This window comes from Salinicoccus sp. RF5, assembly GCF_020786625.1.
Taxonomy (GTDB): domain Bacteria; phylum Bacillota; class Bacilli; order Staphylococcales; family Salinicoccaceae; genus Salinicoccus.
The window spans coordinates 260,875-285,756 of the sequence record NZ_JAJGRC010000004.1 but is presented as its reverse complement, the minus strand read 5'-3'; the positions used below and the strand labels follow the sequence as shown (position 1 = coordinate 285,756).

Annotated in this window: 28 protein-coding genes; 9 read left to right on the top strand and 19 right to left on the bottom strand. The window is 49.8% G+C overall.

Annotated features, from left to right (window positions below; translation table 11 throughout):
• Positions 1 to 8 precede the first annotated feature (8 nt).
• The 5 genes from LLU09_RS12385 to kynU form a co-directional block, all read right to left on the bottom strand.
• Entirely contained in the window at positions 9 to 1,037 is a 1,029-nt protein-coding gene (locus LLU09_RS12385) for a TAXI family TRAP transporter solute-binding subunit (protein ID WP_228311999.1), read from the bottom strand.
• A gap of 124 nt (positions 1,038 to 1,161) precedes the next feature.
• Complete coding sequence (locus tag LLU09_RS12380; protein WP_228311997.1) at positions 1,162 to 1,482, bottom strand: hypothetical protein; 321 nt, start codon at positions 1,480 to 1,482, stop codon at positions 1,162 to 1,164.
• Between the two features lie 14 nt (positions 1,483 to 1,496).
• Entirely contained in the window at positions 1,497 to 2,339 is an 843-nt protein-coding gene (locus tag LLU09_RS12375) for a tryptophan 2,3-dioxygenase (protein WP_228311996.1), read from the bottom strand.
• Positions 2,332 to 2,967 carry a cyclase family protein gene (locus LLU09_RS12370; RefSeq protein WP_228311995.1) on the bottom strand — a complete coding sequence of 212 codons (636 nt, stop codon included), beginning with the start codon at positions 2,965 to 2,967 and terminating at the stop codon, positions 2,332 to 2,334. Before LLU09_RS12370 ends, LLU09_RS12375 begins: the two co-directional genes overlap by 8 nt.
• Positions 2,964 to 4,229, bottom strand: a complete 1,266-nt coding sequence (gene kynU, locus LLU09_RS12365; RefSeq protein ID WP_228311994.1) for a kynureninase — start codon at positions 4,227 to 4,229, stop codon at positions 2,964 to 2,966. Before kynU ends, LLU09_RS12370 begins: the two co-directional genes overlap by 4 nt.
• A 143-nt stretch (positions 4,230 to 4,372) precedes the next feature.
• Here kynU and LLU09_RS12360 point away from each other — a divergent pair, with 143 nt between their 5' ends.
• A complete protein-coding gene (locus LLU09_RS12360) occupies positions 4,373 to 5,095 on the top strand; it encodes an SDR family NAD(P)-dependent oxidoreductase (protein ID WP_228311992.1) in 723 nt (240 codons plus the stop codon).
• A 26-nt stretch (positions 5,096 to 5,121) separates the two neighbouring features.
• Positions 5,122 to 5,547 (top strand): hypothetical protein, encoded by a 426-nt coding sequence (locus LLU09_RS12355; protein WP_228311990.1) that lies wholly within the window; start codon positions 5,122 to 5,124, stop codon positions 5,545 to 5,547.
• 53 nt (positions 5,548 to 5,600) lie between these two features.
• Here LLU09_RS12355 and LLU09_RS12350 read toward each other — a convergent pair whose 3' ends face one another.
• Together LLU09_RS12350 and malQ are read right to left on the bottom strand one after the other, a co-directional pair.
• Positions 5,601 to 7,952 (bottom strand): glycogen/starch/alpha-glucan phosphorylase, encoded by a 2,352-nt coding sequence (locus tag LLU09_RS12350; RefSeq protein WP_228311988.1) that lies wholly within the window; start codon positions 7,950 to 7,952, stop codon positions 5,601 to 5,603.
• Positions 7,949 to 9,427: a 4-alpha-glucanotransferase gene (gene malQ, locus LLU09_RS12345; protein WP_228311986.1), complete on the bottom strand. Its 1,479-nt coding sequence runs from the start codon at positions 9,425 to 9,427 to the stop codon at positions 7,949 to 7,951. Before malQ ends, LLU09_RS12350 begins: the two co-directional genes overlap by 4 nt.
• Positions 9,428 to 9,545: 118 nt before the next feature.
• Here malQ and LLU09_RS12340 point away from each other — a divergent pair, with 118 nt between their 5' ends.
• The 6 genes from LLU09_RS12340 (at position 9,546) to LLU09_RS12315 (ending at position 14,620) form a co-directional block, all read left to right on the top strand.
• Positions 9,546 to 10,247 (top strand): YjjG family noncanonical pyrimidine nucleotidase, encoded by a 702-nt coding sequence (locus LLU09_RS12340; protein WP_228311985.1) that lies wholly within the window; start codon positions 9,546 to 9,548, stop codon positions 10,245 to 10,247.
• A gap of 71 nt (positions 10,248 to 10,318) precedes the next feature.
• Positions 10,319 to 11,233 carry a metal ABC transporter solute-binding protein, Zn/Mn family gene (locus LLU09_RS12335; RefSeq protein ID WP_228311984.1) on the top strand — a complete coding sequence of 305 codons (915 nt, stop codon included), beginning with the start codon at positions 10,319 to 10,321 and terminating at the stop codon, positions 11,231 to 11,233.
• 13 nt (positions 11,234 to 11,246) lie between these two features.
• Complete coding sequence (locus LLU09_RS12330) at positions 11,247 to 11,972, top strand: metal ABC transporter ATP-binding protein (protein WP_228311983.1); 726 nt, start codon at positions 11,247 to 11,249, stop codon at positions 11,970 to 11,972.
• Complete coding sequence (locus tag LLU09_RS12325) at positions 11,965 to 12,843, top strand: metal ABC transporter permease (RefSeq protein WP_228311982.1); 879 nt, start codon at positions 11,965 to 11,967, stop codon at positions 12,841 to 12,843. Before LLU09_RS12330 ends, LLU09_RS12325 begins: the two co-directional genes overlap by 8 nt.
• Positions 12,840 to 13,949 (top strand): metal ABC transporter permease, encoded by a 1,110-nt coding sequence (locus tag LLU09_RS12320; protein WP_228311981.1) that lies wholly within the window; start codon positions 12,840 to 12,842, stop codon positions 13,947 to 13,949. Before LLU09_RS12325 ends, LLU09_RS12320 begins: the two co-directional genes overlap by 4 nt.
• Positions 13,950 to 13,966: 17 nt before the next feature.
• Positions 13,967 to 14,620 (top strand): metal-dependent transcriptional regulator, encoded by a 654-nt coding sequence (locus LLU09_RS12315; protein WP_228311980.1) that lies wholly within the window; start codon positions 13,967 to 13,969, stop codon positions 14,618 to 14,620.
• Positions 14,621 to 14,672: 52 nt separating this feature from the next.
• Here the strand turns inward: LLU09_RS12315 and LLU09_RS12310 are convergent, their stop codons facing one another.
• From LLU09_RS12310 to LLU09_RS12300, 3 genes are all read right to left on the bottom strand, one after another.
• Entirely contained in the window at positions 14,673 to 15,503 is an 831-nt protein-coding gene (locus tag LLU09_RS12310) for a manganese catalase (protein WP_228311978.1), read from the bottom strand.
• A gap of 129 nt (positions 15,504 to 15,632) precedes the next feature.
• On the bottom strand, positions 15,633 to 16,244 hold the full coding sequence (gene wrbA, locus LLU09_RS12305; RefSeq protein WP_040105304.1) for an NAD(P)H:quinone oxidoreductase: 612 nt from the start codon (positions 16,242 to 16,244) through the stop codon (positions 15,633 to 15,635).
• A 42-nt stretch (positions 16,245 to 16,286) separates the two neighbouring features.
• The gene (locus tag LLU09_RS12300; RefSeq protein WP_228311976.1) at positions 16,287 to 16,727 is read right to left on the bottom strand and encodes a MarR family winged helix-turn-helix transcriptional regulator; all 441 of its coding nucleotides are present in this window, start codon (positions 16,725 to 16,727) and stop codon (positions 16,287 to 16,289) included.
• A 171-nt stretch (positions 16,728 to 16,898) separates the two neighbouring features.
• Between LLU09_RS12300 and LLU09_RS12295 the strand changes: the two genes are divergently transcribed.
• The gene (locus LLU09_RS12295) at positions 16,899 to 18,491 is read left to right on the top strand and encodes a BCCT family transporter (protein WP_228311974.1); all 1,593 of its coding nucleotides are present in this window, start codon (positions 16,899 to 16,901) and stop codon (positions 18,489 to 18,491) included.
• Between the two features lie 51 nt (positions 18,492 to 18,542).
• Here the strand turns inward: LLU09_RS12295 and LLU09_RS12290 are convergent, their stop codons facing one another.
• The 9 genes from LLU09_RS12290 to LLU09_RS12250 all read right to left on the bottom strand — a co-directional run bounded on the left by LLU09_RS12290 (position 18,543) and on the right by LLU09_RS12250 (position 24,859).
• Positions 18,543 to 19,010: a Dps family protein gene (locus LLU09_RS12290; RefSeq protein ID WP_228311972.1), complete on the bottom strand. Its 468-nt coding sequence runs from the start codon at positions 19,008 to 19,010 to the stop codon at positions 18,543 to 18,545.
• Positions 19,011 to 19,098: 88 nt separating this feature from the next.
• Positions 19,099 to 19,764 carry a Crp/Fnr family transcriptional regulator gene (locus tag LLU09_RS12285; protein WP_228311971.1) on the bottom strand — a complete coding sequence of 222 codons (666 nt, stop codon included), beginning with the start codon at positions 19,762 to 19,764 and terminating at the stop codon, positions 19,099 to 19,101.
• Positions 19,765 to 19,954: 190 nt separating this feature from the next.
• Positions 19,955 to 20,737, bottom strand: coding sequence for a Cof-type HAD-IIB family hydrolase (locus LLU09_RS12280; protein WP_228311969.1), 783 nt, complete (start codon positions 20,735 to 20,737; stop codon positions 19,955 to 19,957).
• Between the two features lie 85 nt (positions 20,738 to 20,822).
• A complete protein-coding gene (locus tag LLU09_RS12275) occupies positions 20,823 to 21,539 on the bottom strand; it encodes a hypothetical protein (protein WP_228311968.1) in 717 nt (238 codons plus the stop codon).
• A 96-nt stretch (positions 21,540 to 21,635) separates the two neighbouring features.
• Positions 21,636 to 22,220 (bottom strand): hypothetical protein, encoded by a 585-nt coding sequence (locus LLU09_RS12270; RefSeq protein WP_228311966.1) that lies wholly within the window; start codon positions 22,218 to 22,220, stop codon positions 21,636 to 21,638.
• Positions 22,204 to 23,700, bottom strand: a complete 1,497-nt coding sequence (locus tag LLU09_RS12265; RefSeq protein WP_228311964.1) for a sodium:solute symporter family protein — start codon at positions 23,698 to 23,700, stop codon at positions 22,204 to 22,206. The genes LLU09_RS12270 and LLU09_RS12265 overlap by 17 nt, the downstream gene beginning before the upstream one ends.
• Positions 23,687 to 23,938: a hypothetical protein gene (locus tag LLU09_RS12260; protein WP_228311962.1), complete on the bottom strand. Its 252-nt coding sequence runs from the start codon at positions 23,936 to 23,938 to the stop codon at positions 23,687 to 23,689. Before LLU09_RS12260 ends, LLU09_RS12265 begins: the two co-directional genes overlap by 14 nt.
• A gap of 155 nt (positions 23,939 to 24,093) precedes the next feature.
• Positions 24,094 to 24,510 carry a universal stress protein gene (locus LLU09_RS12255; protein WP_228311961.1) on the bottom strand — a complete coding sequence of 139 codons (417 nt, stop codon included), beginning with the start codon at positions 24,508 to 24,510 and terminating at the stop codon, positions 24,094 to 24,096.
• A 25-nt stretch (positions 24,511 to 24,535) separates the two neighbouring features.
• Entirely contained in the window at positions 24,536 to 24,859 is a 324-nt protein-coding gene (locus LLU09_RS12250) for a YrhK family protein (protein WP_228311960.1), read from the bottom strand.
• Positions 24,860 to 24,882: the final 23 nt, after the last annotated feature.

Below are 24,882 nucleotides of genomic sequence, written 5' to 3'. Positions count from 1 at the left end.
ACCATTATCTATTGCTCGTCATAATATCTTTGGACACCAGGGTGAAGATCGATGGACATGCCATCTTCCGCAGTGTCTACGGTCAGTTCTTCACCACGGACATGTGCATTTGCCATATCGTCGAGGTTTTCAAAGATTGCTTTTGTCATTTCATACATCTGGTCTTCAGGAATATCGTTTGATGCAATGAGCATCGCCTGGACCGCTACAGTTGTTGCTGTGCTGTCGAAGTTCTCATATGCATCAGCATCAATTTCCTGTTGAGTGTAGTAGTTGTATTCGTCCATCAGGGAATCGATTGCTTCCTGATCGAAGCTTACAATCTCCACATCAGCACTCGCACTCAGTTCCTGGATGGCCCCTGTCGGCGTACCCGCCGTTACGAATGCCGCATCGACATTACCATCCTGCAGGTTCGTTGAAGCATCTGCGAAATCAAGATACTGTGCATCAATATCATCCACACTCACTCCGTGGGCTTCAAGAATCTGTGTGGCGTTCGCTTCTGTACCAGAACCGACATCCCCGATTGCTACACGCATACCTTCAAGATCGGAAACTGATGAGATATCGTTGTCGGCCAGCGTCACCAGTTGGATCGTTTCCGGATAGATTGTGAATACACCGCTGTAATTCTCAAGTGGCTCTTCGAACATGTTCGTACCTTCTGCACCATAATAGGCGATGTCATTCTGCACGAGTGCAAGCTGAGCTTCCCCGTTGTTGAGTTGTTCCGCATTGGATACGGAAGCACCGGAAGATACACCTGTTGCAGAAACATCCTCCAATTCGGAGTCAATGATATCCGCCATTGCTACACCCAGTGGGAAGTACACCCCTGCTTCTCCACCTGTCAGAATGGTAATGTTTTCAACCCAGTCTTCACCGGAAGCACCATCGCCGGAAGATTCACCTTCCTCAGTCGTTTCGTCTTCAGTCGTCTCTTCTCCGCCATCACCGCCGCTATCTCCACCGCATGCTGCAAGGACAAAGGACAACGTAAGCGTCAGTACCAGTAACCATGAAAATTTTTTCATACCCTACTCCCCTTTGTAAATTTCTTCTTTACTTACTGATTATTGTAACATAAAAACGCTTGCAATAAATTAAATATTAAAAATTATTGACTCATTAAAAAAAGCACCCGCTTTCCGGGGTGCTTCATTTGGATGTCGTCGTCCATTCCTTGCTGTTCCGATACCTTTTTGTATGGGCGTATATGTTATCCCCTGCGTAGTCCTCATTCGTATAGACCGTGATATCGAAATATTTTCCCTGCTCGGAGAAAGGCTCCTCCATATATACGTCCTTCAGATGGCTGAAGAGACTCTTCATCCCATCCATCTTCAGGCTCGGATATTCCCTCAGGACCCGCTTCTGGAGCTGGCCGTTGTGCTCGGTCACTTCCTGGACGACGATGACGAAAGTCTCATCCTCCCGGATCACATCATCAAAAATATTGGTCTGTCCGTAATCCCGCATATTATCATTCCCCCCTATAGTTCCGATCTCAGTTCCCATAGTTCCTTGAAGAAATAATCATCAATCACACGCTTCAGGTAATTGACACCGGAGCTGCCTCCAGTCCCCTTTTTGAAGCCGATGATGCGTTCGACCGTCTTCATGTGCCTGAACCGCCACTGGCTGTACAGATCTTCCACATCCACAAGTTTCTCCAACATCTCATAGAGCTCGAAATATTCATCGGTGTTCAGGTAGATCTGCTTGAACGCCTCCTTGACCGACGCGTTCGGCACATAGGACTCCGTCACATCACGCTCAAGCACTTCCTCGTCTATCACGAAGCCGGCCCTGGCGACAGCCCGGATGGCCTCATCATAGATGCTCGGTTTGTTGAGCTGTGCCTTCAGCATATCATGGACGATCGAATCCTTCTCATATATCTTCAGGGCGTGTGTCGTCTTATAGCCGAGACTGAACTCCATCATGCGGTTCTGGTACGACTGGAAACCTGATGCGTTGCCAAGGCTGTCGCGGAATTTCAGGTAGTCGCTCGGCGTCATGGTGGAGAGGACATCCCACGCTGAAATGATCTGCCTCTGGATGTTCGTCACCCGTGCCAGCTTTTTGAATGCCATCCTGAAGTCGTCGTCCTGAATATCGGATATTGCGGAGTTTATTTCATGGATGATCAGCTTCATCCATAGTTCCGATACCTGGTGGATGATGATGAAAAGCGTCTCATCATGCTGTTCAGTCATCGTATTCTGTGAAAATAGAATGCGGTCGAGGCTCAGATATTCGCTGTATGTCATATCCTTCAGGAAATCCGTCTTTACATCTTCCCCATTGATTGTATGGTCCTGATAGTCACTCATCGCCGAAACCCCCTCTATACCGCAGTGCTGCACGTACAGGTGACCCATCGGCGCCCTGGATCTTCAATGGCAGTGCCACAAAGTCATAATACCCCGGCTCTATCTCATCCAATACTGCATTCTCCAGAATCATGATATCCCGTTCATACAACAGATGGTGGATATCCAGCGTCTTCGAATCGATTGCGTCAACCGAAGTGACGTCAATGCCAAAGAGCTTGATGCCACAGGAAGCCATGTACTCGACCGCCCGCTTCTCAAGGACCGGAATCGATTCGGGAAAGACAGTACGCTCCGTCTGCTGTTTCGTTTTGAGCAGCAGCGTGGTCCCTTCAATCCTGTAGGGTTCAATGGCCTCCAAGGTGATGGCCTCCCCTTCGCCCACTTCAATTACGGTTGCCCCGCCGATATAACGGTTGATATCCAGCGCCTCGACCGTCGCACCTGCATCATCAAAATGGAACGGTGCATCAATGTGGGTCCCGATGTGGGTGCTCGCCTCAATCTTTCCTATATTGACTGACCCGCTCTCCGCCTTCGTCACCGTGCGTGCGTAACTGAACGGCGTATCCTCGGGCCAATGGGCGATCCTGTCATCGAGCGTCTGTGTAATGTCCTGCCACATCATGCAATCACCCCCCGTTTGTTATCAAATTGTTCGTACAGCCGGTCATCCATGATCTCCTTCAGGATCATCACGGTATGATGGACATCTTCAAATGAATTGTATAGCGCAACCGGCGCAATCCTCACGTAGCTTGGTGCCCTGAAATCGGGAATCACACCCTTCGACTTCAGTGCCGCATTGATGCCCGCTGCCTGCGGGTGGCCGATCAGTATGTGTCCGCCCCGGGCGTCATGACTCTTTGGCGTAACGATGTCGATATCATGATCCTTGAGGACGTCTTCAATCATTCCGATCATGAAATCCGTCAGTTCGAGGGACTTTTGTCGTATATTTTCGATTCCGGCTTCGTCGAACATTTCCAGTGCACCGAGAAGCGGCGCCATGGAAAATATATGCGGCGTGCCTACCTGGTATTGGCTGATGTCTGTGGCCTGGTCGAAAGTGTGCTTCATGTCAAATTGTGTCTCCTTGTTGTTGCCGAACCATCCCTTCAGGCTTACCGGATGGTGGTGATGTTTCTCATTCACGTACAGCCCGGCCACAGACCCGGGTCCGCCATTCAGATGCTTATATGTACACCATACAGCGAAATCCACATCCCATGCTTTCAGCTGGTGCGGGACGGAACCGATGGAGTGGCAGAGGTCGAACCCGATGACGATCCCTTTTTCATGTGCTTTCCGTGTCAGCTTTTCCATCTCCAATACTTGACCGCTGCGGTAGAGTACAGAGGGCAGCAGTATCAATGCGATGCTCTCGTCCATCATATCGATGATCCGGTCGGTGGCCAGCAGATGCCCATCGTCAGAAGGTACCTTCACCATGCCATCCCCGTATCCGTAGTCTTCAAGTATCGACTGCACCGCGTAGATGTCAGATGGAAAGTTCAGGTCGTCGACCAATATTCTATACCGTTCATCCGTCGGACGATAGAGGGTCCGGATGGTCTGATGGATATTCATCGTCGTGGAACTGGTTGCCAGAACCTCCTGGCTTTCAGCTCCAACAAGGTCCGCCATCATCGCCCCGATCCTTTCACTCATGTAGAACCATGGCCGCTCCCCTCGGGTCCAGCCGTCAATCCCGTGATTCTTCCAGTCCGCCATCACATCAAGCATGCTCTGCTCCGAACGCCTGCTCATCAATCCGAGTGAATTCCCATCCATATAGTAGACAGCATCCCCCAGATAGAATTCCTCCTTGTACTTTGCCAGTGCATCCCGTTCATCCTTACGGCGCGCCTTTTCCAGCCATTGATTCATATAATACCTCCCAGTATCTTTAGCATGTAAGCCTTTTCTTTCATTATACAGTGATTTTATCACATGAAAAGCCTCATGAGTGCCTGCTTCCCATGTCTTTGATACAATGAAAACATAAAACTGTTGATAAGGAGAATCCATCTATGCAGGAAATCAAAGGGAAATATGCTGTAATCACAGGGGGCACACGAGGCATCGGCCTTGCCACCGCCCACGCGCTCGCCGAGGAAGGTGTAAACATTGCCGTGATCGGACGCAATCCGGACACACTGAAAGACGCTGTCGGCGAGCTCCAGAACCATGATGTCCAGGTCGTCGCCCTGAACGGGGATGTGTCGAACAAGGAAGATGTGGACCGCATGCTGGACGAAGTCGATGACGCGTTCGGACGCATCGACATTCTGATCAACAATGCAGGCATCATGAATCACACTACTTTCCTCGACAGTTCTGAAGAGGACCTCCGCAAAATGATGGATGTGAACGTGTTCGGCATCTATCATATGATGCATGGCATCCTGCCGATGATGAAGCAGCAGGGCCAGGGGGACGTCATCAACATATCCTCCATGTCGGGACTGAAAGGAACGAAGGGCAGCTCCCTCTATTCCGCCACTAAGTTCGCTGTCATCGGCATGACTGAAGGCGTCATGCAGGAAATGCGCCAGCATAACATCCGGGTCTCCTACCTGACGCCGTCCGCAGTCCTCACGGACCTGATCGGAGAGACGGGGCTGAAGGAAGAAACGATGACCCACGCGGAGGATATGGCGGACATCATCGTCAGCCAGCTCAAACTGAATCCGAGGACCTTCATCAAGACAAGCCAGATGTGGGCCACCAATCCCACACCGAAAGACCAATAGCAAATAATCTGTAAGGAAGTGATTGTATGGCAGGACCGGCACTCAGACAACTGCATGCACATAGAGCAATCCATGACGCAAGCCTGGGAGGTGCAGAAGACCACGTCGCCGATATGAAAATCCTATTGAATAAACTCGAGCACAAGGAACTTACTGAGGAGATGCAGTCGTTCATCGAATATGTCGAGCAGCGTATACTGACCCATGCAGACAGTGAAGAAGAAGACAACGGCCTATATGAGGAGGCAGTCAACAAGAACCCGGACCTCCATGATAAGGTGCAGCATCTGACACGCGACCATGACCTGATGCGCATCATGATCGAACGCATGAAGGAAGAACTGGCGAAGGACGAAGTCGATTTCCAGAAACTCATCGACTATTCCGTTTCCATCATCATCGTGGATGAAATCCATTCACGGGATGAGGAAACGGTCCTGCTCGCAGAATAGAAATAAGCCTGATCCAAATAAATGGATCAGGCTTATTTTTTGCTTTTTCTTCCCTACTGCTGCTTGCTCACATGCCATATTTCTGTTGCATACTCTTCGAGCGTCCTGTCGGAAGAGAATTTGCCTGCGTTGGCCATATTGATGAAACCTTTTCTATAGAATGCTTTCTGGTCCTTGAAATCACTGGCGATCTGGTTCTGAGCCTGGCGGTAGCTTTCGAAATCCTCCAGTATGAAGTACTGGTCTTCTCCGGTCAGGCTGTTGTAGAGATCCTGGAACATGCCAGTATTATTGTCGTTGAAAGTACCATCGACGAGGGACTCCACCACCTGTTCCAAGCCTTCTGTCCGCTTCATCGCTGCAATAGGGTCATAGTTGCCCCGTTTTGCCACGACTTCATCCACTTCCATGCCGAAGATGTAGTTGTTCTCTTTCCCTGCCTCTTCAACGATTTCAACATTGGCTCCATCCATCGTGCCTACTGTAACGGCGCCATTCAACATGAACTTCATATTGCCTGTGCCTGAAGCTTCTTTCCCTGCAAGGGAGATCTGTTCAGATACATCTGCCGCCGGGAACAGCCTCTCAGCATAAGATACACCATAGTTTTCGACAAAGACGACCTTGATGATGCCGTTCACATCCGGATCGGTATTCACCTTGCCGGCAAGCTCATTGATGTACTTGATGATCGCTTTGGCGATGTAGTATCCGGGAGCCGCTTTTGCACCAAAGATGAATGTGCGTTTCGTCCACTCCCCATCCGGGTCCGCCTTGATGCGGTTGTACAGATCTGCAATATAGAATGCCATCATCAGCTGGCGTTTATATTCATGCAGGCGTTTGATCTGGATGTCGAAAATGGAGTCCGGATCGATGTCCACTTCTTCATGGAACTGGATGTACTCGGAAAGCTCCTGTTTCTTTTCCCGTTTGATGTCGATGAAGCGCTCCAGCACTGCCTCATCGTCCTGCATCGGTTCAAGGCCCTTCAGCTGTTCGAGTGATGTCACCCACTCCTTCGAACCAAGAAGGTCGGTGATCATACCGCTCAGTTGGGGGTTGGACTGGAGCAGCCATCTCCTCTGTGTGATACCGTTGGTCTTATTGAGTATCCGGTCCGGGAACATGTCATGCCATGATTTCAGGACATCCGTCTTGAGCAGATCGGTATGGATCGCGGCCACACCATTCACTGCCCGCGTTGCATAGATCGACATGAAGGCCATGTGGATGGAGTTGCCCTGTATGATCAGGAAGTTGTGCCATTCATCCTTGTCGACCTGCCACTCCTTCAACTCCCTCACAAGACGGGCATTGATTTCTTCTATATATGGATAAAGGTTAGGAAGCACTGATGTGAAAAGTCCCTTATCCCATACTTCCAATGCTTCTGCAAGCAGCGTATGGTTTGTATACGCCATGGATTTCTGTGTGATGTCGAACGCCCTTTCAAAATCGACGCCTTCCTTTTCGAGCAGTCGTATGAGCTCCGGTATAGCGAGTGCCGGGTGTGTATCGTTCAGCTGAATCGAATGCAGTTTGGAGAAATCATCGAAGCTCTTATGACCTTCCGCCTTGAAGTTATCCATCAGATCCTGCAGGGATGCCGATGTGAAGAAATATTGCTGCTTCAGCCTCAGTTTCTTGCCTTCATTCGTCGAATCATTCGGATACAGTATACGTGAAATCGTCTCCGCTTCGTTCTGTGCCTTGACGGAGTCGATATACTTCCCTTCATCAAAAGCCTGGAAATCGAACTTGTGGATGGCTTCCGCCTTCCATAGGCGCAGTGTATTGATTGTGTCCCCGCCGTAGCCGACGATCGGCATGTCATAAGGGACAGCCTCCACCTTGTCATTGTCGCTGAATTCGACGATTACTGCATCGTTACTGTTCTTTATCAGCCATGGATTGTCGTGCTCGAGCCATGGATCGGCCTCTTCAACCTGGAATCCGTTCACAAAATTCTGCTTGAAGATTCCATACTGGTAGAGGATGCCATAGCCGGAGAGCGGATAGTCGAGTGTCGCTCCAGAATCAAGGAAACACGCAGCCAGACGGCCGAGCCCCCCATTGCCGAGTCCTGCATCGTCTTCCGCATCCTCCAGGGCATTATAGTCGACACCCATTTCTTCGAGCGTCTGCTTGACTTCGCCTTCTATGCCGAGGTTTACGAGGTTGTTGCTCAGCGCCCGGCCCATCAGGAATTCTGCAGACAAGTAGTAGGCCTGCTTCTTTTTGCCGAACTTCCTTTTCGATTCGATCCATTCAGGAACGAGATATTCCATAATTGCATTGCCGACCACATTGAACTGTTCTTTTTCATTCAGTTCATAAAATGACTGGCCGTGGCTTTCATAGGCTTTGCCTTCAATCCTATCCTTGAGTTGTAGTGATGTCATAGTGACCTCCCGTATCGTTCATTAAGATTTTTAAGTTCCTTCCTGTGCTCCTTCTTCAGTGCATCCTGCGTCAGGCGCCATTCCCAGTTGCCTCCAATGGTCGATGGCACATTGAAGCGGGACGAGTCATCAAGGCCCAGCAGATCCTGCACAGGGATGATTGCCAGATTGGACGAGGATGCAAAGACGCCCCGGATCAGTCCGTTGACATACCCTTCCTCTTCGGTGAGGTTCAGATAGCTGCGGGCTGCTTCAACAGCTTCTTCATCTGCACTGTCAAGCCATCCCTGCATCGTTTGGGTGTCATGGTTGCCCGTATAGGCGATGGTATGTCTTGTGTAGTTGTGGGGAAGATAGCCATCTTCACCACCGAAACCGAACTGCAGCACCTTCATGCCGGGATATCCCGTCTCTTCAATCAGATCACGCACTTCCTGGGTCAGGAAACCAAGGTCTTCAGCGAGGATTTCCTTGTCTCCCAGCGCTTCCCTGATGGCCCTGAAGAGGGACATGCCGGGTCCTTTGACCCATTCGCCATTCTCAGCGGTCTCATCTTCAGCCGGCACTTGCCAATATGCTTCGAAACCGCGGAAATGGTCGATGCGTACAGCATCATAAAGACGGAAACTTTCCTCCACGCGGCGGATCCACCAGTGATAGCCCTCCTTCTCCATCTGCTCCCAGTCGTAGATCGGGTTGCCCCAGAGCTGTCCTGTGTCACTCATCATATCAGGAGGGACGCCTGCGACGACGCTCGGCTTCAAGTTCTCCTTCAGCTTATAGAGGTCCGGGCGCGACCAGACATCCGCACTGTCTGCCGCGACATAGATCGGAATATCACCGATGATTCTTATGCCTTTCCGGTTGGCGTAACGTTTCAGGTCCCCCCAATGTTCAAAGAAAAGATACTGGGTGAAGATCCAGAAATGTATTTCCTTTCTGTTCCCTTCGTAAAAAGCTTCCAGTACTTCCCTTTTCCGAAGGCGGTAGCGCTCTGGCCATTCCGTCCAGGCGACATTTCCATGCGCCTTCTTGATGGCCATGAACGTCGCGAAGTCGGGCAGCCAATCTTCATGTTCGGCCGCAAAGCCCTCCAGCTCCTTCTCTACTTCAGGATAGGCACGCTCAAACGCCTTATCGAGCAATGCCATCTTCCCTTCATATAATTTCGCATAGTCCACGTATTCCTCATCTTCTCCCAAGTCTGTACGGACAATCTCCGACTGCTTCAGCCAGCCCGCTTCCACGAGCCGGTCCAAATCTATGAAGTATGGATTGCCGGCAAAGGCGGAGAAGCTCTGGTACGGTGAATCCCCAAAGCTCGTGATGCCGAGCGGCAGTATCTGCCAATACTTCGTGCCTGTCACGGAGAGGAAATCGACGAACGCGTAGGCATTTTCTCCAAAATCACCGATGCCATATTTCCCGGGTAATGATGACACATGCAGAAGCAGTCCGCTTGAACGATTTTCCATAAGGGTCCCTCCTTTTTATGCAAACGTTTGCATTTCTTTATTCCATTATAGCATATATACTGGGGATTAAATAACCTTACGATGGAATGACCCCCATCCCCTACAGGAGGAATGACAATTGGACCGATACCATACATTGCTTTTCGATTTGGATGATACGTTGCTTGACTTCGGAAGAGCCGAGCAGACTGCACTTCGAGAGGTATTGTCCCATTTTGGCATGGAGGCCACACCAGAACTGTTTCAACGCTACAGCGAAATCAATAGAGTACATTGGGAAATGCTTGAACGCAATGAGCTTTCCAAAAATGAAGTGCTCTCCTACAGGCATGAGCGATTTTTCGAGTCGCTCGGCAAGGAGGTCGACGGCAGCATGGTCGATCAGCTCTACAGAAACGCCATTGCAGAGCATGGACATCACCTTTTTGATGGCGCGCTTGAAGTCGTGGAAGAACTTTCCCGGACATACCATCTGTTCATCATCACTAACGGAGTTAAGGAGACACAGCAGAAACGTCTGCACCGCTCGGGACTGAGATCCTATTTCTCTGATGTTTTCGTCAGTGAGGATATAGGATATCAGAAACCGATGAAGGCGTTCTTCGATCATGTCGGCGCATGCATCGCGGATTTCGACAGCAGCAGGGCATTGATCATCGGGGATTCGCTCACCTCGGATATAAAAGGCGGGCACAACAGCAATATCGATACATGCTGGTACAATCCGCTTGGTAAACCCAATCCCTTTTCTTTTTCCCCTCACTACGAAATTAAACAATTAAATGAAATAAATCAGATCTTAACGAACCGGTCATTCTAGCCCGGTTCTTTTTAGGGTTGACTAAATCGATTCTTTAGGGTACCCTAAATAAAAATGTCAGGAGGGATACCATGAAGAAAATTCAGCCGTTCTTCATTCTGGCTGCGTCCTTGATGCTGCTCATGGGATGCAGTGAAGCCGAAAGCAGTGAAGACAGCCGACCTGATGTCGTCGTGACGACCACGTTCATCTACGATATGGTCCAGGTCATCAGTGAAGACACTGATGCATTCGATACTTCCCTGGTCATTCCTGCTGGGGAAGATCCGCACATCTACCAGCCGAAGGCCAGTGACCTGAAGCTTATTCTTGAAGCCGATACACTGCTCTATCAGGGGCTCAACTTCGAAGGCCGCATGGTCGATGTGCTGGATGAAGGTGTATCCGTCACAAGAAACTTCAGTGAAGACAATCTGATGTTTGAAGGTGAAGGCGAAGCAGACCCTCATTTCTGGTTTGACATCGACCTCTATAAATCGGCCACAGACACCGTCTATGAAACACTGGCGGAAGCATATCCCGAACACAGGGACACGTTCCTTCGCAACAGGGAGACATACTTCGAAGAGCTTGATGCCCTCGATGCCTATGTGGAGGACCGAATCGAAGAGATCCCGCCGTCATCCCGGCTGGTCATCACACCGCATGACGCCTTCGGGTATCTGGCATCCAACTACGATCTTGAAGTCCACGCACCCCAGGGCATCTCCACCGACTCCGAAGTATCGAACAGTACGATAGAAGAAACAGCCAACCTCATCATGTCCCGGGACATCAAAGCCATATTCGTAGAAACCACTACAAATCCGGATCAGATGAGACGGCTCCAGGAAATCATCCACTCCAGAGGGGGCGCCGTGGAAGTCGTCGGAAGCGAAGGAGAAGCACTGCTTTCCGACTCGCTCGCCCAGGAAGGGGACAGCGGTGATACGTACATCAGCATGTTCAGACATAACATCGATACGATCACGGAACATCTGAAATAGAGGAGGAAAACATATGACACCACTCATCACTGTAAAAGATTTGAATGTCGCCTATCATGAGAAACCGGCACTATGGCACGTCAACATGTCGATACAGGAAAACAGCAGAACCGCCATAGTCGGCCCCAACGGGGCAGGCAAATCGACACTCATCAAATCGATCATGAAGTTGATTCGTCCTGTATCCGGAAAGATTGAAATCGAGGGCAGGGATGCCAGACATGCGCTGAAGCGCGTGGCGTATGTGCCCCAGAAAGGCGAAGTGAACTGGGATTTTCCAGCCACTGTCCTGGATGTCGTTCTGATGGGCCGCTACGTCCATAAAGGATGGATCAAGCGACCGAACAGAAAGGATGAAAGCATCGCCCTGTCCGCGCTGGAAACGATGAAGATGGAGGGCTTCAGAAACCGTCAGATATCCGAGCTTTCGGGCGGCCAGAAACAGCGTGTATTCATTGCACGCGCCATCGCCCAGGATGCAGATATATACATCATGGATGAACCGCTGCAGGGAATCGACATCACCACTGAAAAACTGATCATCGATATAATGAAGCAGCTCCAGCAGGAAGGCAAGACATTCATCGTCGTCCACCATCATCTGGATACGGTGGAGGAATACTTCGACCATGTCGTCATACTTAACAAGACCGTCATTGCAGAAGGCACTATCGGTTCTGTATGGAGCGAGGAAAATATCAACAAGGCCTACTATGAGATGAGTGGCTCCCATGATTGATATCTTATCCGGCTATACCTTCCTCATCGTCGCATTCGGCACAGTCATACTTGCCTTTGCCTCGGGCATCATCGGAACCGTGAGTGTCATCAAGGGCCAAAGCCTGATCGGGGATGCCGTTGGACATGCCACCTTCCCCGGCATAGTGATTGCCTTCATGCTCGTCGGCATCCGGGATACACTTGCGCTCGCACTCGGCGCCCTGATACTCGGCATCGTTGCATTCCTTACCATTCAGGTCATTACAGAGCACTCCAAAATCACACTGGATAGTGCACTTGCACTTGTACTGTCCTCATTCTTTGGACTTGGTATGGCATTGATGAGCTTCGTTCAGGGGAATCCTGATTTCGACGGGACGCAGGGACTTTCGGATTATATATTCGGCCAGGCTGCCTATATGCTGAGGAGTGATGTGTATCTCATAATCGCTGCCTCCATCCTGAGCCTGCTTATATTTTTACTATTCTACCAACAGGTTAAAATATATATATTCGATCCCACCTATAGCCGAAGCATCGGAATCAGCAATCCCCTCATGAATTTCATGGTGTTGGCCATCACAATCACACTGATTGCCGTGGGACTGAAGGCTGTAGGTGCCATCCTCATCGTAAACCTGCTGATTGCCCCTGCGGTGATCGGCCAACTGTGGTCGGACCGCTTTTCCCATGTACTGCTCATTGCCGGCACTACAGGTGCCATCGCAGCCTTCATCGGCACCTATATCAGCACAGCCGGGGATGATATCGCCACAGGACCTGCAATCATCCTTGTATTATCAGCCTTCGTCGTCTTTTCCATGCTCTTTTCAAGGAAAGGATTGCTCAGGCGCAGCATCCAAGGAAGGAAGTTTGGTGAACGCACATGATGATTGAAGTCCTTTTTGTACTCATCGTAACAGCGATGGCGACCAGCCTGCTCGGTGTATTCCTTGTACTGCGCGGCATGGCCATGGTGACGGACGCGATCAGCCATACGATACTGCTCGGCATCGTCCTTGCATTCTTCATCACGAATGACATCCGTTCGCCGTGGCTCATCATTGCAGCAAGCCTCGTCGGTGTGCTCACCGTCTATATCATAGAACTGGTCTCGCAGACCCGGCTGCTCCGCCAGGACGCCGCCATCGGGTTCGTTTTCACCGCCCTGTTTGCATTCGCCATCATACTCGTTTCAAAATATGCCGGTGATGTCCATCTGGATCTGGATGTCGTACTCATGGGCGAAGTCATCTTTGCACCATTCAACCGCATCGAAATCTTCGGCTTCAGCATTCCGAATGCGCTGTGGCAGCTCTCGATCATACTGCTCATCAATATCGCATTCGTCCTGCTGTTCTACAAGGAGTTGAAGATTACAAGCTTTGATCCGAAATTTGCATATATTGCCGGCTTCTCAGTCGCATTCATCCACTATGCATTGATGACACTCGTATCCGTCACCGCCGTCGCTGCCTTTGACGCAGTAGGGTCGATCCTCGTCATCAATTTCTTCGTAGCCCCTGCGCTTACCGCCTATCTTCTTGTCAGGCGAATGGGGACGATGATCATGCTCACCCTGTCTTTTGCGCTCCTGAACAGCGTCGCCGGCTACTATATCAGCCTCTACTTTGATCTATCCGTAGCAGGCACCACATCCTTCATCGCACTGATCACATTCATGATCGTGTTCCTGTTCAACCCCAACGGCTGGGTCAGCAACTTTGTCCAGAAGACACGCCAAAAAAAGCAGTTCAACCGTGCTATGATATTGATGCTTTTGAATGAAAAGTCCCATGAATCTCTGACACAGGAAGAGATCATGTCACATTTCAACCTGACGCCAAAGCGTTTCAACCGTCATATCAATCATCTGCTGATGAATGAATACATTAAAAAACATAATAAGCACTACAGGCTGACACAGCGGGGTGTCGAATTCACCCACTATACGCGCAGCAAGTATGAATTGCCGGAAATGAGTGACCACTATTGAGGAATGGAGGGGTGGATGTGAGTCCCACTAAAGAAGACTACTTGAAGATACTATTCGAACTCGGCGGAAGGACCGAACAGGTCCCCAACAAGGAGATAGCCAACCGCTTGAACATTTCTCCACCCACCGTGACGGAGATGATGCACAGTCTCGTCAAGGCGGGATGGGTCGCCTACACTCCCTATAAAGGCAGCAAGCTGACCAGGGAAGGGACCGAATACGCGAAGAAACTGATACGGAAGCACCGTCTGTGGGAAGTGTTCCTTGTGAAACATCTCGGCTTCCCCATCAATGAAGTCCATACGGAAGCTGAACTGCTGGAACATGCAACAAGTTCTGCTCTTGCCGACAGGCTTGAAGACTACCTCGGCCATCCTTCTCATTGCCCCCATGGGGGTGCAATCCCGATCGATCATATGGATGACCAGGAAACGAGCACGATACATCTGACGGAAGCGGAAATCGGTGCCTCTGTCCGCATCTCCCGCATCGTCGATGATGAGAAGCTGCTTCACTACTTTAAAAATCATGACTTGAAGATCGGCGACCCGATTACAGTCACAGAAAGGGATAGTGGACTCGACCTCCTTACACTACAACATGGAACGACCGGTAAGGAAATCCAGATCAGCCAGACGGTAGCCCAGTATCTTTTTGTTGAAAACATATAATATAAAAGCCTTCTTTCCAGCAGGAAAGAAGGCCTTTATAATTTTCATCCATCTATTTCTTATCTTCAAACGGTGGCGTGTTATGCATATAGCCTGGTGCCGGCTTCAGCATAGGGATGTCGCCATAGGCTTTCGGTGTGCTTTCGTACTGGAATTCTGCTGCTCCATCGGGTGTCACACCATCCATCCAGGCCAGTTGTGAACTTTCTTCGCCTTCCGAGAAGTTGATGAGGCGATGAGAGAACTCTGTCGCTTCCATATCGTTTGTGACCGTGGATGGTGTCACTACACCTTCCTTCTCTTCCAGGTCCTTGATGGCTGCAATCCATTGGTTCTGGTGCATGGTATCCCTCGCCAGAAGGAAGGACAGCAGCTTCTTGACACCCTGGTCTTCCGTCATTTCATACAGACGGGCCACCTGAAGGCGTCCCTGGGACTCTGCATTCAAGTTCGCCCTCATGTCGGCCAGCAGGTTGCCGCTCGCTACGATGTACCCTCCACTCCATGGCACACCAGCGCTGTCTTCCGGTCCAGCACCGAGTCCTGTAACAATTGCATGGTGCGGATTCATACCACTCATTATTGCACCAATTGCAGGATCCTTCATCGCCTTCTCCTGTTCATCAATCGGAGCGCCGTCGAGCAGTCTCGCTACCATTGTCGCCAGCATTTCAATGTGTCCAAGTTCTTCAGTGCCTGTATCCATCACGAGGTCCTTGTACTTCTCGTTCCCGCGTGTATTCCAGCCCTGGAATAAGTATTGCATCGCTACTGACATTTCACCATACTGCCCCCCGATGACTTCCTGCAGCATTTTTGCATACATCGGATTCGGTTTTTCCGGCTTCGCCTCAAACTGCAATTCTTTTCTGTGGTAGAACATAATATCCCATCCTTTGATTGTATGTTTTACACATATAAATTACCCCTTAAATACATCTGCAAACATTTAATGAAATATAAAAGACAACCGGGATGCCCTCCCGGTTGTCTCAGTACGCCTTAATATCTTTTACTTTCCCTGTCCGTCCTTGATCCATTTGGCGGTTTCAACAGTACGTTTCGCCTGATGCTTCACCGCTTCTTCAATATCTTCCACGATGCCGTCTTCACCTGCTGTTGCAGACACACCGTAAGGGTTCCCGCCGGATGCAAACTGTACAGGGTCTGTGTAACCCGGTGGAACGATGATTGCACCCCAATGTGCCATCGTCTTATAGATGGACAGTACTGTCGCTTCCTGTCCCCCGTGGGAGTTCTGTGCGGAGGACATGGCACTGACCACTTTATTGACCAGTTTGCCCTGACCCCAAAGTCCACCGGTCGTATCGATGAATGCACGGAATTGGGAAGCTTCCACGCCAAAGCGCGTCGGTGCACTGAAGATGATGGCATCTGCCCAGTCCAGATCTTCAGTCGTCGCCTCTTCCACATCCTGCGTCTTCTCGTAGTGCTCTTTCCAAGCAGGGTTCTGCTCTATCGCTTCCATCGGTGCCGTCTCAGGCACTCTGCGCAATCTTACATTCGCACCAACACTCTTACCTGCTTCTTCGGCCCATTGGGCCATCTGATGATTGGTACCAGTCGAACTATAATAGACTATTGCCAGATTCAGTTCTGCCATGATATCTCTCCTTTGTAAGAATGGTGTCACGGATAAGATACGCTAAAGCGAGACATTCTTCCCCAACTTCTTGAGCAGTTCAATCAATTGTGCCTTCTCTTTTGAATCGAGGCCGTCTGCTGCCTGTTCCAGGCGCTCGGCATGCTCAGGGAATATCTTATCCATCAACGCTTGTCCTCTACCCGTGAGGGAAACGTACGAAACACGGCGGTCCGCTTCGTACTGCTCCTTTTTGACGTAGTCCTCCTTCTCGAGGTTATTGACCACGTAGGTGATCGAACTGGAGGATATCAACACTTTCTCCCCGATGTGCTGTACCTGTTGCGGTCCTTTGCTGTATAAGAGTTCCAATACAGCGAAGGCGGTCGGATTGAGGCCATGTGTGCGCATATCTTTGAACGCTTCTGTCTGGAAAGCATTGAACGCATGGTGGAGGACGACATAGAGTTTCAGGGAGAGCTCCCTGTTATTCGACGCTTTCATTTCTTCACTTCTCCATTCATCTAAAATTCCATCCAAATCGAATGATTGAACCTTCATATTATTGTACTATACCCAAATCTTCATACAGTATATAAATTCCATGTTTTAATATGTTAGCATAGTGTATATGTAAATTGAATTTAAAAAATATAATATGTTAGGAGAATATCTATGTCGAACAAACCGAAACGGAAAGAGTTCAAGGCGATAGACTGGAAAATTTTCCTGCCCTCTGTACTTTTCATCCTGGCGCTCAGTATTCCATTCTCCCTCTATGAATCGGAATCACTGGAACTGCTCAATGGTATCTTCGACCAGATCGTTTCTTCCTTCGGTTGGGGGTACATCTGGTACGCGACCATTCTGCTTGCCGCAGGACTCTATCTGTCCTTTTCAAAATATGGACAGGTTGTGCTTGGCGAGCCTGACGAGCAACCCCGGTTTTCATTATTTTCATATGCATCCATCCTGATTGCCATGGGGCTCGGCTCCACGATCATGAGGACTGGTATGGTGCAATGGGCTGAAGTGGCGAACAATCCGCCATTTGGCATCGAACCGGGATCCGGGGAGTCTTTCCTCTGGGGAAACGCCTACGCGATGTATATGTGGAGTTTCCAGATCTTTTCAATATTCGTAATGACGGCCCCAGCCATCGCATACATCATCCACGTAAAGAAACGTCCGATGATGCGCATATCCGAGGCGACGCGGGTGATTTTCGGTGATCGGTTCACAGACGGCATCGGAGGCATCTTCATTGATATCCTATTCCTTGTAAGCATCCTCTCAGGCGCCGCAGTAACACTTGGACTCGGGACACCGATCATTACATCCAACCTTGCCGCACTGCTGGACATTGAAGTGACATTTACAATGACCATGATCGTGACATTCATCTGGGTCGCACTATTTTCGTTAAGTGCCTATCTCGGGATAGAAAAGGGGATACGGCGCCTCAGTCTGTTGAACATGTACCTGGCTGCATTTCTGGCCATCTTCATACTTATCGTCGGTCCTGGAATCTTCATCATGGACTTCTTCACCGATACCATCGGCCATCTCCTGAACAACTATCTCACATACTCGTTCTTCACCGATTCCGTCGCAGTGGAGCAGACAGCCCATATGAGAAGCCATATGATCTTCTGGATTGCCTATAGTGCCACGTGGGCCATGCTTCACAGTGTGTTTGCAGCCAAGATTTCACGTGGCCGGACGATAAAGGAAATGATCCTGACCTATCTCCTCGCACCGACTGCACTTTCCTGGGTCGCTACTGGAATCCTCGGCGGCATCGGGGTCCACAGGCAGAAGAATGGTGAGCTTGATGTCTTGGCACTCGCCCGGGAAGAGGAAGCTGTACAGATGATACCAGACATCCTGCAGACCCTTCCGGTAGCCGGGCTCGTCATGGTACTCTATATCATCATGGCGATGATCTTCCTGACCACGACACTCGACTCCACCACATTCACCATTGCCGCCTACACCAGCAGGGAGGATATGAGTGAACAGGATCCATCGAAGTTCCTGAGGATATTCGTCGCTTTCGTCATCACAGGTTTGGCACTTGTACTCATGCAGATAGGTGGACTGGCACCGCTTGAAGTCGTCTCAGGCATGATGGGACTGCCGATCATCATCCTGCAGTTCCTGACCATCTATGCCGTCAAGAAGATGATTGACGAAGACGAAGCATGGAAATACAATATCAGAAAGCCGACAAGCGACAATGTCGATGTCTACGGATATAAGAAATAGTACAAAAAAAGCGCGGACCTGCATTGCAGGTTCGCGCTTTTCAATGTGCCGCTACTGGCTGACTTCTTTTCCGAGGAAGGATTTCAGCATCCAGTTGTTCTTCTCGATATCGGTGATCATGCCGATGAAGATGTCTGCCGTACGATCATCCCCGGCATCTTCTGCGACTTTTTTACCTTCATCCAGTTCCTTGATGACAGTATCATAATCCTGGGCAAGCTGCCTTACCATCTCATTTGCGTCAATATCGTACTCCGCTTCCTTGACGCTTGCCTTCTCGATGGCATCGGACTGCTTCCCGATTGGCTCCCCGCCGATTGCAAGCAGCCTTTCAGCCAGCTCATCCACATAAGTGGACGCGGTGTCATAGAGCTCTTCGAATTTGTCATGCAGGGAGAAGAAGTTGTGCCCTTTTACATACCAATGATAGTTATGAAGTTTCGTCCATAGTACTGTAAAGTTGGCGACCTGCAGATTGAGTGCATCCCTTACTTCCTGCTTCTTGTCTGAATTAGCCATCCATTATCACCTATCCTTTAATGTAATCATGATAACTATACCCTGGGCAGAATTATTCAAACGCCTGCTCCACAGCTTCACATATTCGTCACAGTATGGAATAATCCAGCACCTGATAAGTCCGGTTGTCGATTTTTGCAATCACCCCATCCGCTTCAAGCTTCTTGAAAATACGGGTCAATGTCTCCGGCTGCATGCTCAAGTACGAAGAGAGGTCCTTTTTCGTCATTTTGAGCCTCAGGAAGTCTTCATCATCGACATGGGTGCGTATATATTCGACCAGACGCTCCTCACTGTTCATCAATGCAATGTTCGTCGCCTGCTGCTCTACTTCATGCAGCCGCGTTGAGAACCGTTCGATGATCTTGATGCCGATATCGGGGTATTCCTTGAGCAGGCCATAGAGGTCTGCCTTCCTGATTTCGCACACCCTCGAATCATGCACTATCTCCGCATAGGAATCATGCAGCTTCTCGCCTCCGAAAAGCGCCAGTTCACCCGTAAAGTCACCCGGCAGCAGCACCCTGATGAGCTGCTCCTTCCCTTCCTCATTCAGCCGGTATATCCTGACTTTCCCCCGATGGAGGACGAACAGCGAATCTTTCGGGTCTCCTGCCATGTATAGGTGATCATCCTTTTCGTAAGACCGGGATTCCACTTTCTCAAATACTTCATTCATTTCCTCTTCAGTCAGATGATTGAAGATCGGCACGTTCCTGACGCACATCTTATGGTTCCCTTGACTTTTTGCCAAATTATCTCCTCCCCGTTCAACACTCTCTTTTCTTACTGCTTATTCTGCTGTTCCAATATCCCATCCACTTCCCATTATAAACCAAGGGGACAGTTTAAAAATTGATGACAGTCAATGATTCCTGAAAACAAAAAAGAACCGCCATATATGCGGTTCCCTGATGATGCTTGAGCGGTTCTCCTGTAATACGCTATTTGATCAGCCCGGCCATCTGCAGACCATGCAGAATGCCGTCTTCATCCACGTCTTTGGTGACATATTTTGCATGGGACTTCACCTTGTCCGCTGCATTGCCCATGGCGAAACTGTGATGGACGGTACTCAGCATTTCAAGGTCGTTCGGTCCGTCCCCGAATGCATACTGCCTGTCGGCAGGCAATCCGAGGCGGTCGATCACCTTCTCAATCCCATTGGCCTTCGATCCGCCCTTAGGCAGCACATCCACAGACACAGGGTGCCATCTGATGAAGTCGAAGGCATCGTAGGCCGCTTCGTACTGCTGCTCTTCCCCTTCCGGACAGAACAATAGTGTCTGGTACAGCTCCTTCACTTCATGATAGCTGGGATCATGTCCCGGCATCATATCAAGCTTCAAGGTCGAGATGCCTTCCGTAATGTACTCGTGTTCCGGAACATTGGACATCATGTCATCTTCGTTCAGATAGACGACCGGATGGTCGTTCCCGAGCGCTTCCTCAGTCATCCTATCCAATGCCTTTGCATCCAGAGGATTCTTGTAGATGACCTCTCCTTCCAGCACTACATACTGGCCGTTGAAGCTGACGTATGTTTCTATGCCGAGCGATTCCCTGAGCTCCTTGAACATGAACGGTGCCCGTCCCGTCGCGATCGCTACTATATGACCGGCATCCTGCAACTCCCCTACTGCACGCCTTGTCGATTCCGGCAGTTTCTTTTCCCGGTTCAGCAATGTGCCATCAATATCAAAGAAAATTATGCTTTTGTCCTTCATCCACTGCACCTCATCCTGAATTTTTTATAATTTTAGATCACTCTCATCATACATTATGAAAAGCCTTCCATGTCAAAGGATGGCTCTATTCTATTCTCTCTTTCAGAGTTTCATGCCACTCATTCGTTGTAGAACCATTCCGGTCATTGATGTAGGTGTGGATATTCCCGGTTACAACGACAAGCATGTCACTGGTACGATCCTCGATGTTCATGTCATATAATGCTTCTTCACCCTCTATGAACCCATGGAGCTGGCGGTGGGTGCCGAAGAGATTATGGTTGAATGGAATCTCTGGTGCTTCCGATGCCATTTCGACACGATCGATATCATCAAAAGAAATTGGCGTTTCATCGTTTATTGCGATACCGTCTGTTTCGAACTCGACCTCCACCTCATTTACGCTCTGGCTCCAAAAAGCGACCAGACCACCAATGATGATCACCAGCCAGAACCCGGCCATGAGCAGGTGGCTCTTCGAATATGTAACTGTATAGAGTTTCAGATCAACAATGACATTAAGAAGCAGCAGCATAGCGACCACGGATGCAATCGCCCATATCGACAGTACCGGATCGAAGAACAGATGAATGGATAATGCGACGAGGGATAACACGAGCATAATAATGAGAAAAATGCGTTCTATCTTACCGATTCCAAGGTCCTGCACCTTAAGATAATCATCATCTGTAAAACGACGATCGTCGAAGCTGAAGTAGTTTCTTTTTTCGGAAAAGAAATGCGTGTAGAAGTTCTGGATCAGGATACCGGCCAATAGAATATAAGTTAAAGTGAATATCATCTTCATACCTCCTTAGGAAATTATGCCATACCGGGGGAGGAATGACAAAAAGAGCATGGCTAGGCCATGCTCTTTTAAACTTTGTCCTTCAGTCCTCTATTTCATTAGATCGACGCCACTTGTCCAGCGTCTGCTCATGAAATTCTCCGAGGCTCCTGTATTCGCATTGATGTAATGTGTTTCCCTGCCGGATGGCCCCTCCATCTGGACTTCCCAAAGCGGCAGATGGACGAGTCTCGGCTCTGATTGTTCATGGTCGGGCTTCTTGAGCACATAGGAACGGTCGATCTGATTGCTCTGCACATCCTTGATGTATCGTCCGACCGACTGCACGTCGATGATAGGAGTGATGACCTTATCCTTCTCCACTTTAGTTTCTGATATGGATGGGACGGTGGAGAGCAGTCCCCGGTATCCGGATACGGCATCGACGAATATCATATTCGGTATGCGCTTCGGTTTGAAGGGGCGCCGCGTGGCGACGACTGTATTCCGTACAATCCACATGGGGTGATAGATCAACTCCGCAGTATGGATGCCGGCTTTGATGGCATCTTCACTCACTCCAGAGATCAACTTCATGCCAAAGGATTTCCTGATGAAGCCGGGGAGCTCGTGTGCTTCCACGGTCTGTTCCCCGAGCTGTTCAATATATTTCTCCTGCCTACCGATCAGTGTCATATCCATACCCCTCTGGCTGGATGGCAGCTTCTGCTTCTGCCTCCGCTTCAATATGTGTATGGTAGCGGTCGACCTGGTCCTGTATTTCCCTGGACGGTGGCGCAGTCATCAGGCTGACACCGACGGTGAGCAGCAGGGATATGGGTGCAGCGATGATCGGTTCGGCGTTCGTCGGCAGAATCTGCAGTGACACGAGTATGAGGAATACGACTGCGCCGCCGAGCATACCGGCAAATGCACCCTGTTTGTTGGCACGTTTCCACCAGATGCCGAGCACAAATGGAATGCCGAACGAGGATAACAGGAATCCGCCGACCCAGCCGACCATGATTGCGATGAGCTGGGGCGGGTTGATGGCGATGAGTATGCCTGCCACACTGGCCACCAGCATGACGATCAGGCTGAGCAGGGTGATCAGGCGCTCACTGGCATCTTTGTTGATGTTCTTCTTATATATATCATATGCAACACCTGCGGATACGGCGAGCAGCATCGCATCGGCGGATGACATGATGGAAGCAAGGAGCCCCGCCAGCATGATTCCGCCTATAATCGGCGGTAGGTAGTGTTCGATGACCGATACAAATATCATATCGGCATTGTCCAGCTGGTCTGCAATGCCGAGGCTGGCCCCGGCCATTGCCACGACCATGCCACTCAGGAAGAGCAGCAGGTAGATGAGCGTACCCCACATGGATGAACGGCGTGCCGTCTTCGCGTCCCTTGATGCAAAGTTACGCATGACGACAGATGGCGAGATGATGCCGAACCATAGGAATGCAATGAAGAGGCCGAAGTATGCCATCCATGGCTGTGTGACATCACCGAAATTCGGATCGACTGCAAGCGCGTCGCTCAGCAGTGCGAATACACCGCTGTGATCGAACAGTATGAACATGGCGAGCACCATGACACCAAGCAGCATGATCGCACCTTGGAACAGATCCGTGTAGGTGATTGCCCACATGCCCCCGAGTGCCGCATAGATTGTGAACCCGAGGCCAAGGATGATGACGGCCCATATATAATCAATACCAAGAACATAAGACCCGATCAGTCCTGAAGCCGTCAGCTGGGGTACCATATAGAATGTCATCGCCAACACGACGATGATGGCGGAAAGAATCTGCACAGAGCGTCCGAACCTCTGGTCGAAGAAGTCCGGCATCGTCTTGACGCCTGCCCTTCTCACCTGACCTGAAATGAGGAACATCGCAAAAGGCAGGATACCGATTGCACCGAATGCATAGGCAAAGAAATACGGCAGGCCGAGCGTCACGCCGGAGCCGACCGCCCCCATCAGTGAACTTGAACTGGCGACGGCAGCTGCGATGGCAAACGCCCCGACGAATGTATTGATGTTGGAGCCTGCGGTGTAGTAGTCGGATGAGGAGGATCGTGCCCTTCTATAGAAGTAGAGTCCGATTCCAATCATGAATAGAAGATACAGCAGTACGATGATCGCTTCAGTTATTCTCATGCATCTCTCTCCTCTCCGTTTCTTCCTTCACCGATTTCTCAACATATTCAATCCAGAAAACATAGACGACTGCGAGTATGAACCATAGAATAATTCCGACCAGCATGAGCCAGGCAGTAAGCGCCACTCCTGCCACATATGTTTCGTGCGGCCACCATACCCATACAATTGCCGAATACAGAAGTACGACAATCGCAAGGATGAACCCCGGGTCCTTGAATTTTGACCGTTGTGCCATTTCCATCCCCTCCGTAATGATATTTCACTCCCCCTTATTGATACTATGCCGCCCTCCTTTTCCAAATTTTCAAACACTTATGCTTCATTAAAATTATCATAAGCCTTTAGTGGGTTCAAGACACATAAAAATAGACACTTCCTTTAAGTAAGTGTCTATTTGATGATCATCACCGGTATTTTGGCATGCTTCGCCACCTTATGGCTGACGCTGCCGAGCACCATCTCCTGAAACATGTTCAGACCCCTGCTGCCGATGACCAGCACCTCATAGTTGCCGGAATTCGCTTCTTCAATGATCTTAAGGGAAGGGAGCCCCCGTCTTGTCAGGTATTTATGATCTATGTCTGCTTCATCAAAATGGCGGATGATGGAAGACAGCATATCCTTCTTCTGCTTGTCCCAGTTCCTTTCTGTACTTGAGCGTACAACATCCTTTTGTGTATCATCCGGATCCAGTACATGCAGGACAGTGATATTCGTATCCCCTCCCGCCAGCCTTGCGGTTTCGTATGCGGCCCTCCTGCTGTTTTCCGAGCCGTCTATTGCCAGAAGTATGTTTTTATAATGCATCCGTTCATCCTCTCATCAATCCATTTTAACCCTTTTTATCCCAATTTGTCGTTTCCGGATCTTCTTCTCCTCCACCCCCGTTGCTCCTGCGTGCCTCCCTCTTTACAAAAAAGGCGTGCATCAGCTTAAGGATCGGGCGGCCAAGAAGCTGCAGACTGCCGAGCAGAAACAGCAATGTCCCGATTGTCTGGGTCGTACTCCAGAAGAACATGATGCTGCCGATCGTAAACCATATCCCAAGGGACAGGTCATTTATGATTGAAAGCAGTTTATAGCGCTTCCTGAAGAAAATTTCAAAACGTCCGACGTCCAACTCGTATACGTTCTTTTCATTTTTGAGCCTCGGCATTCAAGTCATCCCCTGTTGATGTC